At 58.3% G+C, this 12,645-nt stretch carries 13 protein-coding genes and 2 other annotated features (1 of these 15 running past the window's edge); of the genes, 3 read left to right on the top strand and 10 right to left on the bottom strand.

The features are described 5' to 3' along the window. Nucleotides 1-143 precede the first annotated feature (143 nt). A complete protein-coding gene (locus B5477_RS08040; protein ID WP_159448974.1) occupies nt 144-488 on the top strand; it encodes a helix-turn-helix domain-containing protein in 345 nt (114 codons plus the stop codon). A gap of 82 nt (nt 489-570) precedes the next feature. Here B5477_RS08040 and tsf read toward each other — a convergent pair whose 3' ends face one another. The 6 genes from tsf to B5477_RS08010 form a co-directional block, all read right to left on the bottom strand. After that, nucleotides 571-1,479 carry a translation elongation factor Ts gene (gene tsf, locus B5477_RS08035; protein WP_079699191.1) on the bottom strand — a complete coding sequence of 303 codons (909 nt, stop codon included), beginning with the start codon at nt 1,477-1,479 and terminating at the stop codon, nt 571-573. A gap of 38 nt (nt 1,480-1,517) precedes the next feature. Then, the gene (gene rpsB / locus B5477_RS08030; protein WP_079699190.1) at nt 1,518-2,270 is read right to left on the bottom strand and encodes a 30S ribosomal protein S2; all 753 of its coding nucleotides are present in this window, start codon (nt 2,268-2,270) and stop codon (nt 1,518-1,520) included. A 161-nt stretch (nt 2,271-2,431) separates the two neighbouring features. Continuing rightward, nucleotides 2,432-3,094, bottom strand: coding sequence for a trimeric intracellular cation channel family protein (locus B5477_RS08025; protein ID WP_200806042.1), 663 nt, complete (start codon nt 3,092-3,094; stop codon nt 2,432-2,434). A gap of 12 nt (nt 3,095-3,106) precedes the next feature. Then, nucleotides 3,107-3,775, bottom strand: a complete 669-nt coding sequence (gene ung, locus B5477_RS08020; protein WP_079699189.1) for a uracil-DNA glycosylase — start codon at nt 3,773-3,775, stop codon at nt 3,107-3,109. A gap of 30 nt (nt 3,776-3,805) precedes the next feature. Next, a complete protein-coding gene (gene mgtE, locus B5477_RS08015; protein ID WP_079699188.1) occupies nt 3,806-5,137 on the bottom strand; it encodes a magnesium transporter in 1,332 nt (443 codons plus the stop codon). A gap of 353 nt (nt 5,138-5,490) precedes the next feature. Continuing rightward, on the bottom strand, nt 5,491-5,889 hold the full coding sequence (locus B5477_RS08010) for an RNHCP domain-containing protein (RefSeq protein ID WP_242942155.1): 399 nt from the start codon (nt 5,887-5,889) through the stop codon (nt 5,491-5,493). Nucleotides 5,890-6,147: 258 nt separating this feature from the next. Further along, nucleotides 6,148-6,413 (top strand) — a binding site (T-box leader). Between the two features lie 73 nt (nt 6,414-6,486). On the opposite strand from B5477_RS08010, the gene B5477_RS08005 reads away from it, so the two are divergent. Beyond that, on the top strand, nt 6,487-8,145 hold the full coding sequence (locus B5477_RS08005; RefSeq protein ID WP_079699186.1) for a 2-isopropylmalate synthase: 1,659 nt from the start codon (nt 6,487-6,489) through the stop codon (nt 8,143-8,145). A gap of 64 nt (nt 8,146-8,209) precedes the next feature. Here the strand turns inward: B5477_RS08005 and B5477_RS08000 are convergent, their stop codons facing one another. Further along, nucleotides 8,210-8,761 carry a pyruvate kinase alpha/beta domain-containing protein gene (locus tag B5477_RS08000; RefSeq protein ID WP_079700429.1) on the bottom strand — a complete coding sequence of 184 codons (552 nt, stop codon included), beginning with the start codon at nt 8,759-8,761 and terminating at the stop codon, nt 8,210-8,212. 38 nt (nt 8,762-8,799) lie between these two features. Beyond that, a complete protein-coding gene (locus tag B5477_RS07995; protein WP_242942154.1) occupies nt 8,800-9,366 on the bottom strand; it encodes a DUF1836 domain-containing protein in 567 nt (188 codons plus the stop codon). A gap of 190 nt (nt 9,367-9,556) precedes the next feature. Here B5477_RS07995 and trhA point away from each other — a divergent pair, with 190 nt between their 5' ends. Next, on the top strand, nt 9,557-10,210 hold the full coding sequence (gene trhA / locus B5477_RS07990; protein WP_079699185.1) for a PAQR family membrane homeostasis protein TrhA: 654 nt from the start codon (nt 9,557-9,559) through the stop codon (nt 10,208-10,210). Nucleotides 10,211-10,251: 41 nt separating this feature from the next. Here trhA and B5477_RS07985 read toward each other — a convergent pair whose 3' ends face one another. Next, nucleotides 10,252-11,913 carry an AMP-binding protein gene (locus B5477_RS07985; RefSeq protein WP_079699184.1) on the bottom strand — a complete coding sequence of 554 codons (1,662 nt, stop codon included), beginning with the start codon at nt 11,911-11,913 and terminating at the stop codon, nt 10,252-10,254. A 5-nt stretch (nt 11,914-11,918) separates the two neighbouring features. After that, nucleotides 11,919-12,506 (bottom strand): helix-turn-helix domain-containing protein, encoded by a 588-nt coding sequence (locus B5477_RS07980; protein WP_079699183.1) that lies wholly within the window; start codon nt 12,504-12,506, stop codon nt 11,919-11,921. Nucleotides 12,507-12,562: 56 nt separating this feature from the next. Next, nucleotides 12,563-12,645: a binding site (T-box leader), on the bottom strand (it continues 169 nt past the right edge of the window).

Genomic DNA, 12,645 nt, shown 5'->3' with positions numbered 1-12,645 from the left:
TTCGTGCATTTTTATTATAATCTTCATTTGTTGATTTGTCAACTGCATTTGTAGTTATTTTCGACATTTTTTACTGTAATGATCTTTTCTGCAAAGAATAAGGAAGAGAGAACCGGTGGGTTCTTTTATATGAGGTGAACGAATTGACCATCAACGAACGCTTTTTTCATCTGCTGGAGGAGTCCCAATATACCCAGAAAGAACTCTCTCAGCATACCAAAATATCAGAAAAGACGCTCAGCGCCTGGAAGCGGCGCGGGACCGATCCGCCGGCCCGGTATATATCTGCAATTGCAGATTTTCTTTCCTGCTCCGAACATTTTCTGCTGACGGGTGAGCAGGAAGCCTCCCCCGCCCCGATTGCCCGGGAAAAGAATGAAGAACAGCTGCTCGACCTGTTCCGGCAGCTCGACGCGGTGGAACAGGGCCTGATCCTCGGGCGGGCGGCACAGCTTCTCTACCAAAAGCGCCAGGAGCGGCAAGACTGAGCTCCCTTCGGCGGGAAGCCCCTTCCCAACGACAAAAAAAGGCTGGAACCGATTGGTTCCAGCCTTTTTCAGCGATTGTTCCTTATTTCATCATCGAAGCGACTTCGTCGGCAAAGTTGTCCTCTCTCTTCTCGAGGCCCTCGCCCTTCTCGAAGCGCACAAAGCTGACGATCGCGATCTTGCCGCCCAGCTCCTCGCCGATCTTGTCGGTGTACTGTGCAACAGACAGATCGCCGTCCTTGATGAAAGCCTGGTCGACAAGGCAGACTTCCTTGTAGTACTTCTGGATTCTGCCGTTGACCATCTTCTCGGCGATGTTGGCGGGCTTGCCCTCGTTGATCGCTTGGGCGGTGAGGATTTCCTTCTCCTTGTCGATGATCTCGGAGGGGACCTCTTCCTTGCGTACATAGGTCGGGGTGGCCGCCGCGATCTGCATGGCAATGTCCTTGGCATAGGCCTTGAAGCCGTCCTTGGAAGCGGTCGCATCGTCGGTGTCGAAGTTGACCATGACGCCGATCCGGCCGCCGCCGTGGATATAGGTCACGAGGTGGCCCTCGTAGCGGGCGAAGCGGCGGATGTTCATGTTCTCGCCGATGGTCAGGATCTTCTCTCTGAGCAGATCGGCCACCGTCTCATCCGCGCCCGAAGCCTTGCACTCGAGCAGCGCGGCGACGTCGGCCGGCTTCTGCTCGGCCACCGTCTTGGCGCAGGTCTCGACAAAGGCGACGAAGGAATCGTTCTTCGCCACGAAGTCGGTCTCGGCGTTGACCTCGATCACCACGCCGACGTTCCCGTTCTCATAGGCGTATACCAGGCCCTCGGCCGCGATACGGCCGGCCTTCTTGGCGGCGGCGGCAAGGCCCTTCTCTCTGAGGAATTCGATCGCCTTGTCCATATCGCCATTCGCTTCGGTCAGCGCTTTTTTGCAGTCCATCATGCCGCAGCCGGTTCTCTCACGCAGAGCGGCAACGTCCTTAGCAGTAAATGCCATTGGTATTTCCTCCCTGATTCTTTATCAATAATACAGAATTATTTCGCTTTGACAGGCTCGTCGGCCTCGTTCTCCTTCGCCTCGGCCTCTTCGGCGGCGGCGCCCTGCTGGCCCTGCTTGCCCTCGAGGATCGCATCGGCCATGGTCGCGGAGATCAGCTTGACGGCACGGATGGCGTCGTCGTTGCCGGGGATAACGTAATCGATCTCGTCCGGGTCGCAGTTGGTATCGACAATCGCGACGATCGGAATGCCGAGGTTCTTCGCCTCGGAGACGGCGATCCGCTCTTTTCTCGGGTCGACGATAAAGAGGGCCGCCGGGAGCTTCTTCATGTTTTTGATACCGCCCATGAATTTCTCAAGCTTCTCGATCTCGAGACGCAGCTTGATGACTTCCTTCTTGGGCAGGCGCTCGAAGGTGCCGTCCTCCTCCATCTTGCGCAGCTGCGCGAGACGGTCGATTCTGCGGCGGATGGTCTTAAAGTTGGTCAGCATGCCGCCCAGCCATCTGGCGTTGACAAAGTGCGCGCCGGCGCGGGTTGCCTCCTCGCGGATCGACTCGCCGGCCTGCTTCTTGGTGCCGACGAACAGGACCTCGCCGCCGTTCATGGACAGATCGCGCACGAACATGTACGCCTCGTCCAGCTTTTTGACGGTCTTCTGCAGGTCGATGATGTAGATGCCGTTACGCTCGGTAAAGATGTAACGCGCCATCTTGGGGTTCCATCTCCTGGTCTGGTGACCAAAGTGAACACCCGCTTCGAGAAGTTGCTTCATTGATACTACGCCCATGGTAAAATCCTCCTTCAGGTTAAACCTCCGTCCTGCCTTAAAAATTTCGTGCGGCCGATCCGCTCGCGCGGACACCTGGACCACACAATAACAGGACGTGCGTTTTCCGTAATATTATATCATACGCGGTTTAAGAATGCAAGCATGTTTTTCCATTTTCCTCAGGCGTGGGCGCGCAGCCTCGGCACCGGCAGGTTGACATGAAAATACACACAGAGCATACGGGTGAAAAAGACCACCGCGAGCGCCGAATAGAGGCTGGCCTGTTCCCCCAAATGGGGGTAGGCAAACCAGAGATAGACGGCGCCCAGCGCGGCTGCCAGCGCATAGATGTCGCTGCGGAAGATGGCGGGGACCCGCTGCGCGAGCACGTCGCGGATCACCCCTCCCCCGACCGCCGTGATGACCGACACGAAGAGGAACTGCACGAAGTTATAGTGCATGTGGATGGCCTTGAGCCCGGTGTCGATGGCGAAGATGCTCAGTCCCACCGCATCAAAGATCACGATGATGAAGTGGATCTTAAACAGGTTGCGGATCGCAATGACGAAGGCCACCGAGAGCAGCACCAGCAGGATGGTCAGGTAGCTGGAAAAGAACACGGGCACCAGCACGGTCATCCCCTGCTCGGGCAGATGGACCGGCACGCCGGTGTTCATCACCATATCGCGCAGGATCCCGCCCCCGCAGGCCGTGACGAAGGCCAGCACGCAGATCCCGAGGATATCCATGCGCTTTTGCATGGCGACATAGGCCCCCAGGATCGCGAAGCTGACCACCCCGATGTATTCAAAGATGTTAAGCAGCCCGAACTGAATTTCCACTTCCCTATCCCCTCACTGCGGCAGCTGCCAGTCGACCGAACGGCCGAACTGGCTCAAAAACGCATTGGTCTTGGAAAAGTGGCGGCAGCCGAAGAAGCCGCTTTGCGCCGAAAAGGGGCTGGGGTGGGCGGCGCTGAGCACCAGGTGGTTGAGGTTCGTGATATACTGCGCCTTGGCCTTAGCAAACGAGCCCCAGAGCAGGAAGACGATCGGCTCCTCGCGCGCGTTCAGCAGCTCGATGATCCGGTCGGTGAAAATCCCCCAGCCGATATCCCTATGGGAGTTCGCCTGCCCGGCGCGCACCGTCAAAGTGGCGTTGAGCAGCAGCACCCCGTCCTCGGCCCACGCCTCGAGACAGCCGTGCCCCGGCGGGATGAAGCCGACGTCGTCGTGCAGCTCCTGGTAAATATTCTGCAGGCTGGGAGGAACCGGCACCCCGCGCCGCACCGAGAAGGAGAGTCCCTGCGCCTGCCCCCGTCCGTGGTAGGGGTCCTGGCCGAGGATCACCGCCTTGACGCTGCGGTACGGGGTAAAGCGCAGGGCGTTAAAGATGTCCTCCATCGGCGGGTAGACGGTGTAGCGGCGGTACTCCTCCTTTAATGTTTCCCGCAGCCGCCGGTAATAATCCTTCTGGAACTCGCCGGCGAGCAGCTCGTCCCAGTCGTTGCCAATCTGTACCATAGGTCACCTCGAAGTCGTATGCCCGCCGCCTCAGACATGCAGGACAAGCAGGGCCACATTGAAATAGATAAAAATCGAACAGGCGTCCACCACCGTGGTGATGATGGGCGCCGCCATGATCGCCGGGTCTACCTTGAGGCGCTTGGCCACGATGGGCAGGATGCACCCCAGCGACTTTGACAGGCAGACGGTCAGGATCAGCGTGAACCCGACGGTGGCCGCCATCAAAAAAGATCCGTATTGAAAGAAGATGCGCAGCCCGTTGACCAGGGCCAGCGCCACGCCCACCAAGAGCGCCACCCGGATTTCCTTAAACCAGACGCGCAGCGCATCCCGCGGCGCGATCTCGTTTAAGGCCATGCCGCGGATGACCAGCGTCGAGCTCTGCGAGCCGCAGTTCCCGCCGGTGTCCATGATCATCGGGATAAAGGCCACCAGCAGCGGGATGGCCGCGAAGGCGTCCTCATATTTGGTGATGATCGTGCCGGTCACCGTGGCCGAGAGCATGAGGATCAAGAGCCAGACGATCCGCTTCTTGGCGTGGGTAAAAACCGAGGTGCGCAGGTAGCTGTCGTCCGTCGGGCTGATGGCCGCCATCTTCTCAAAGTCCTCGGTGTTCTCCTCCTGGATGACGTCCAACGCGTCGTCGATGGTGATGATCCCGACCAAACGGTTCTCCGTATCCACCACCGGCAGCGCCAGGAAGTCATATTTACCGAACAGGTAGGCGATCTGCTCCTGATCGTCCAGGGTGTGGACATAGATAATGTTGGTCTCCATGATCTCCCCGATGAGGGTTTCCTTGTCGGCCAGCAGCAGGGTCTTGACGGTGACCACCCCCTCGAGCACCCGGTTGTCGCCGATGACATAGCAGGTATAGATGGTCTCCTTGTTTACCCCGGTGCGCCGGATGTGGTCGAACGCCTGTCCCACCGTCATCGAGCTTTTAAGGTCCACCAGCTCGATGGTCATCAGGCTGCCCGCACTGTCCTCGGGGTAGCTCAAAAATTGGTTGATGGATTTGCGGTACTGCATGTCGCAGCTTTGCAGCACCTTCTTGACGACGTTTGCGGGCATTTCCTCGAGCATGTCCACGGTGTCGTCCATCGCCAGTTCGTCGAGCACGGCGCGCAGCTCGACGTCGTTCATCGCCTCACAAAGGCTCTGCTGGGTCTCGCTCTCCATGTAGGAGAAGGTATCCGCCGCCGTCTCCTTGGGCAGGAGCCGAAACAGCAGCACCATGTCCTCCTGGGAAAGGCCCAAAAAGAGCGCCGCGATGTCCACCACGTTGAGCTCACTCAGATATGCGCGCAGCCGGCCGTAATGGCGCTGTGCGAGCAGCTCGCGAATCGTTTCATTCATCCTATTCTGCCTCCCTCTTTGCGGGCGGCAAAAGGCTAGGGCCCCGGCTTGAACGCCGCCCGCTGTTTCTCTGTTTGTTTCCGACTTTGTCGACTCGGACCTGCGTCCACCGTGTTCACCCCTTTAATGATTAAATTGCCCCATTGGCGCTTTCTCGCTTTTTTGGCATAGCAGCCATAGGGGTCTTGAAATACAGCTCAAAGAGCTATCTTTTATTATACTACCTGCGCCCCGCGCTGTAAACCAGACTTTTCTGCCATTATGATCTTTTCCATCAGAAATTTCAATCTCCTTGTCCGTCTGCCGCGTACAAGGAAGCGGCCTGCCGGTCATCCCGGCAGGCCGCCCAATTTCTATTCCATACCCTTCCCTGCAGTGCCGCCCTGTCCCATCAGCGCAATCATCTTTTCCAAAAACTCCAGCGGAAAAGGCGGGGACGCCAAAGGCTTCACCGCCAGCGACATCAGCTTCACAGGGTTGTCGTCCGCCGCGATCCGGTTGGAGTGGAACACGCCGCAGCTTCGGCAGCGGTGCAGAATGGCCCACTCCCCATCGGCGCGCACCCAGACCCCGACCGGGTCCATGACCCCCTGGCAGATGGATTTCCGGTCCCCCGGCTCCTCGTCGAGATGGACGCTGGAAAGGCAATTCGGACAATGGTTGCGATGCCGGGTGCCGGCACCCTCCAAAGCGACCGTACTGCCGCAAACCTTGCAGACAAAGCAGGGATCGTCTTTTTTTAATCTATTCAATTTAAATCCTCCTGAAGTTATCCGTATAGTTCATAACTTTGGGAGGCTTTGCGGAGATCAGTCCACACAAACCTCCCGGTTCGTGACAATCTCCGTAGTACCAAATCTAAACAAAAATCATTTCTCCTTAAAGTATAATAAAAATTTGCCGTGCTTTATTTTAACACATCCGGCGCTATCTTACAAGATGCGGCGGCGTTGAGAAAAAGTCCCCCTTGACAACTCGCCGAAAAGAGCTTATAGTATTAACAATATCTCTCAAATGCGCAGATGAGGAACAGTAAGGCCTCCTTCTCCATCCAGAGAGCTGCTGGCAGGTGAAAAGCAGCTGGAGCAGAGCCCTGAACTCGCCTCGGAGCAGCCCGCTGAACCGTACTTCGTAGTAGGCGCCGCCGGAACCCGGCCGTTACCCCGGGAGGATATAAGGCCCCTGTGGGTCCGTATCCGTGAATGAGCATATTGCCCGCTGGGGAATATGGAATTAGAGTGGTACCGCGTGAGACTGAAAGTCTTTCGCCTCTAACGAAGAGGTGAAGGGCTTTTTTGTTATATGTAAATACTTCATTTGATAACAAATCAGGAAAGGGTGTTTGGCAGATGAAAAACGTAGAAAAGTACAAGAGGGGCTATTTTCTTCCACCCCACTGCGAGATGAGATGGGCCCAAAAGGAATACATCGACCACCCGCCGGTCTGGTGCAGCGTCGACCTGCGCGACGGCAACCAGTCGCTGATCGTCCCGATGAGCCTCGAGGAGAAGCTGGAATTCTATCAGCACCTGCTGAAAGTCGGCTTCAAGGAGATCGAGATCGGTTTCCCAGCCGCCAGCGAAACGGAATATGAGTTCCTGCGCACCCTCATCGAGCAGGACCTGATCCCGGACGACGTGACCATCCAGGTGCTCACCCAGTCCCGCGAGCACATCATCGAAAAGACCTTCGAGGCGCTCAAGGGCTGCAAGAAGGCGGTGGTCCACCTTTACAACTCCACCTCGGTCGCCCAGCGCGAGCAGGTCTTTAAGAAGAGCAAGGAAGAGATCATCGACATCGCCGTGATGGGCGCAAAGCTGCTGCAAAAGCGCGCCGCCGAGGCGGATGGGGATTTCCGCTTCGAGTACTCCCCCGAGAGCTTCACCGGCACCGAGATGGAATTCGCCCTGGAAATCTGTAACGCGGTGCTGGACATCTGGAAGCCCACGCCCCAGCGCAAGGTTATCATCAACCTGCCGGTCACTGTCTCGATGTCCATGCCCCACGTCTACGCCAACCAGGTCGAGTTCATGAACGACAACCTCAAATACCGCGAGAGCGTGATCATCTCGCTCCACCCGCACAATGACCGCGGCTGCGCCATCGCGGACAGCGAGCTCGGGCTGCTGGCCGGTGCCGACCGGATCGAGGGCACCCTCTTCGGAAACGGCGAGCGCACCGGCAACGTGGACATCGTGACCCTGGCGCTCAACATGTATTCCCACGGGGTGGACCCGGGACTGGACTTCTCCAATCTACCCGAAACCACCGCCCTCTACGAGCGGCTGACCCGCATGCACGTCTACGAGCGCCAGCCCTATTCCGGCGCGCTGGTCTTCGCCGCCTTCTCCGGCTCCCATCAGGACGCCATCGCCAAGGGGATGCACTGGCGGGACGAGAAGAACTGCGAGCACTGGACCGTCCCCTACCTGCCGATCGACCCGAAGGACATCGGCCGGGAATACGAGGGCGACGTCATCCGGATCAATTCCCAGTCCGGCAAGGGCGGGATCGGCTACCTGCTCGAGCAGAAGTACGGCCTCGACCTGCCGCCCAAGATGCGCGAGGATTTCGGCTACAAGGTCAAGAGCGTTTCCGACCATCTGCATAAGGAGCTGCTGCCCGACGAGATCCATGACATCTTCCAGAAGGAATATGTCAACATCGACGCGCCGGTCAAATTCGTCAACTACAAGATTGCCGCCAACGGCGAGACCCACGCCACCGTCTGGGTGAAGGTCAGCGGCGAGGAGCAGGAGTTCACCGCCTCGGGCAACGGACGTCTGGATGCCGTCAGCAACGCGCTGCAGCGGGGCCTGCGGATCAGCTATTCCAACCTGGTCTACAAGGAGCACGCTTTGGAGATCGGCTCGACCTCCCGCGCGATGGCCTATGTCGGGATCACCGGCCCCGACGGGAAGACCAGCTGGGGCGCCGGGCGGCACAACGACATCATGACCGCCTCGGTCTATGCCCTGGTGAGCGCCGTCAACAAAATGATGAATTAACCGATTCCCTTAAAAAAACCGGGGCCTGCCGCAGTCATTTGCGGCAGGCCCCGGTTTTTCTTTGCTATGGAAGCAGCGGCTTGCAGATCAGGCGGTCCAGCTTGGTGTCCAGGATATTGGCCGCGTGGGCCGGGCGCAGGATCCAGGCCGTGTCCGCTCCCCTGCCGGTCCCGCCCACACAGACCACCGGACCCGGCCTTATCGCGCCGCAGTCCAGCGCCATCACGGCGCACTCGACGCAGACCTTGGTGCCCTGCCCGAACATGCGCAGGGTATGGGCCATGATCTCGACCGGATAGGCGCCGCTGAACTTCTTCGAGATCCCCCGCTCCGCCCCGCTGAGCACATGGGTGGCGGTGACGATCGCCATCCCGCAGTCCTGGAGCTCCCGGCGCACCTGTGCGGGCAGCTCCTGCTCCCCCGGCTCCCTGTAGCCGTTGGCGTGGGTCACCACGACGATGTCAAGCTCCTTTGCCGCGCCTTTCAGCAGCAGCGGCGTATATCCCGAACCGGTGGCCACCACCAGCGCGCCGATCCCTTCCTCCTTCGCCGCCTGCACCGCAAGCTGCAAGGTCCGTTCGGTATTCTGTTTGCCCGGCTTATCAAAATAAACCATGGTTCCCTCCCCTTTCTGTTTGAAAACGGTATAATCCATTATTCCTTCGGCCCAAAATATTCATCGATCACCGTTTCAGCCATCCGTTTCATATAAAGCGACATCGCGGACATCGAGAGCAGCAGCACCATCAGATCGCTCTTGCCCCGCAGCTCGATCGGCGACTTGCGGAACATCGAACGGATGACCTCCGGCATGGTGTCCCGCTCGATCTGCTTGAAGGTCAGAAACTGCCGGTAACACTCCTCGAGCGCCTTCTCGTCGAAGTCCTCCTCCTCGTAGACGCCCGAGAGCACCCTTTTTATCTCCTGGATGGTAAGGGTGTTTTTCATGTTGTAAATGAGCAGCATCTGGATGATGTGTTCCTTGGTGTACTTCTTTCCCTTGATCGGCTTGAGGACGCCCTCCTTGCTGTAATTGTTGATCATCGTCTTGGTCAGCAGCTTGTCGTCCTCGTACCGCTTATTCCCGCCAAGGTTCTGATCGAAAATGGTGATGATCTGGTCCATATACAGGTCGATGTCCGGGATGCTTTGCGGCGGGATATCGTCGTCGTCAAAGCTGCGGCGCACCAGGTCCATCATTTCTTCCTTCATATCCGGCATGGTTTCTACCTCCCAGGTAAAATTCTTGCGATCGTAGAGTTGCATAACGGCTATATTGTGGCTATTGTACCATATTTTGCAATGCTTATCAATTTCTGCTCTTGTAATCCCGCCGAAATATGTTATACTATAAATATAAAATAGTTTTAAAAACTATATTTTACATTATCCATACTTGGAGGTGCGATTTTTGAAAACACTTTTTTCCGGCGCCCGCGAGCCTGTCAACAGTGCGACTCATTTTTTCGGGGCGGTCCTTTCGGTGGTGGGCACAGTGCTGCTGGTGTTTTCCGCACTTCGCAGCGAAACGCCCCGCTCCCTGCTGATCGCCGGGCTTGTCTTCGGGCTCTCGCTGACCGCGCTGTACTGCGCAAGCTCGCTCTACCACTATGTCCACTGCTCGGCGCCGGCTCTGCTGCGCCTGCGCAAGCTGGACCATGCGATGATCTACGTACTGATCGCGGGGACCTATACTCCTTTGCTGCTCGCCTTTTCCGAGGGGCGCGAGGGGTTCTACCTCACCCTGGGAATCTGGGCGGTCGCGCTTTGCGGCATCGCGATGAAGGTGGTCTGGATGGGCGCGCCGCGCTGGCTGTCCACCGTGCTCTATATCGCGATGGGCTGGGCGATCGTCCTCGACCCGGCGGCCATCCTGCGCATGCCGTCCGGGTGCCTCTGGCTGATCGCGCTGGGGGGGCTGTGCTACACCCTGGGCGCCGTGATCTATGCGTTCAAGAAGCCGAACCTTTTCCAGCGCTTCGGCTTCCATGAGCTTTTCCATGTCTTCGTGCTGCTGGGCAGCCTGCTGCACTTTTTGGCCGTCTATCTGTTCATCATCCGCTGAATACATGAAAAGAAGGGACCACCATCCGGTGGTCCCTCTCTTTATTTCTGCCCGTCCTTTTGCCGGATCTCGGTGCGTCGGATCTTCCCGCTGATGGTCTTGGGCAGCTCCTCCACAAATTCGACGATCCGCGGATACTTATAAGGGGCCGTCTGCTTCTTGACGTAGTTTTGCAGCTCCTTTTTGAGCTCGTCGCTCGGCTGATACTTCTTGGTCAGCACGATGGTCGCCTTGACCACCGTCCCGCGCACCGGGTCGGGCGCGCCGGTGATGGCGCACTCCAGCACCGCCGGATGCTCCATCAGCACGCTTTCGATCTCGAAGGGCCCGATCCGGTAACCGCTGGATTTGATCACGTCGTCGGTGCGACCGACATACCAGTAGTAGCCGTTTTCATCCCGCCAGGCAGTGTCGCCGGTATGATAGATGTCGTCGTGCCAGGCTTCACGGGTCAGCTCCTCATTGCGGTAGTAGCCCTTGAACATCCCGACCGGGCGGCCGGCGCCGGTGCGCAGCACGATCTCGCCCACCACGCCGTTGGGCACGTCGTTGCCGTCCTCGTCCACCAGCGCCATGGTGGGATAGAGCGGAGAGGGCTTGCCCATCGAGCCGGGCTTCGGCTTGCTGCCCACGAGGTTGCACAGCGTCAGGGTGGTTTCGGTCTGGCCGAAGCCCTCCATCAGCTCAAGTCCGGTAAACTCCTTGAAGCGGTTATAAACCTCGGGGTTGAGCGCTTCGCCCGCTGTGGTGGCGTACTGCAGGGAGCTCAGATCGTACCCGTCCATCCCCTCCTTGATGAAGAAGCGGTACATGGTCGGCGGGGCGCAGAAGGTGGTGATCTTATATTTTTCGATCATCGAGAGGATTTCGTGGCTGTTAAATTTCTCAAAGTCATAGACGAAAATCCCCGCCGCGCAGAGCCACTGGCCGTAGAGTTTGCCCCAGGCCGCCTTGCCCCAGCCGGTGTCCGAGATCGTCAGGTGCAGCCCGTCGGGATCGACGTTGTGCCAGTAGCGGGCGGTGATGATATGCCCGATGGCGTAGCTGTGGTCGTGCACCACCATCTTGGGATAGCCGGTGGTGCCGGAGGTGAAGTAGGCGAGCATCCCGATGTCATAGGTGGTGGGCACCCGCTCGAAGTGCTCGTCCGCCGCCTCAACAAGCGCGTCGTAATCGCTCCAGCCCTCCTTTTTCCCTCTCGCAGTCAGCTTGCACTTGAGGCCGCCATACTCTTGGCAGGCTTCGTCCACAAAGCGGGTGGTCTCCCCCTCGGCGGTGCAGATGATCCCGGCCACCTCGGCGAGCTGGAAGCGGTAGAGGATGTCCTTCTCGGTCAGCAGGTGGGTGGCGGGGATGGCCACGGCGCCGAGCTTGTGCAGCGCCAGGATCGCCGTCCAGAACTGGTAATGCCGCTTTAAGATGAGCATCACCTTGTCGCCCTTGACAATGCCGAGCTCCCGCAGGACGTTGGCCGCCTTGTCGCTCTCGCGCTTGAGGTCCCCGAAGGTGAAAATGCGCTCCTCCCCAAGGGTGTTGCACCAGACCATCGCCCGGCGGTTCGGCTCCAGGCGGGCGATCTCGTCCGTCACGTCGTAGGCAAAGTTGAAAGTCTCGGGGACGATCGGCTCAAAGTAATTGAGCACCCCATTTTTGTCAAAGCCCTCCTTGCAGAAGCGCTGATAGAATTTTCCGATATCCGACATTTCCCTTAGTCCTCCTTCTTCTTATGAGGATTCTTGAGCACCACCGCGAGAAATACGCACTCCTCGCCCCCGGTGGCGATCATGCCGTGCCCGTGGCCCGAGTCATAGTAGATGGCGTCGCCCTCGCCGAGCACTTCGATCTTGTCCTCCATGGCGACCTTTAAGCTGCCCTTGAGGATATAGTCGAACTCCTGCCCCTCATGGAAGGAGAGATGGATCGGCTGATCCTGCTCCTCGGGCAGATAAGGCGCTCGCACCAAAAAGGGCTCGCAGAGCTTGTTTTCAAAGAGATAGGCCAGGTGGTTATAGGTAAAGCCCCGCCGTCTCTCGATGGGCAGACCCTGCCCGTTGCGCACCACCGAGTAGAAGCTCAGCTTGGGGCTGTCCCCGGTGAGGATTTCGACGAGGTCCACCCCGAAGCGCTCGGCGCACTGGTACAAAAAGGTGAAGGAGAAATCCCCCTTGCCGTCCTCCAGGTCTTGGTACTCCTGCTCGCTGACCCCGGTGGTCTGCGCCATCTCGGCGACCGGAATCTCCAGAATATCCCGCAGCGTGCGAATTCGCTGAGCAATGGCCGCAATTTTATCTTCCATGACGGTTCCTCCTTGAATTGATTTTGAAAATACAAAAACGGCCCATCCCTGTTTTCTACAGGGACGAGCCGGTCTATCCTGCCCGTGGTACCACCCGGTTTGCCGCGCCATGCCGGACGCGGCCGCTCTTTTCGAGTTC

It is taken from the genome of Provencibacterium massiliense (assembly GCF_900169495.1).
GTDB lineage: Bacteria > Bacillota > Clostridia > Oscillospirales > Ruminococcaceae > Harryflintia > Harryflintia acetispora.
Note: the sequence above shows the minus strand (reverse complement) of the source record. Positions and strands in the feature narration are given on the sequence as shown.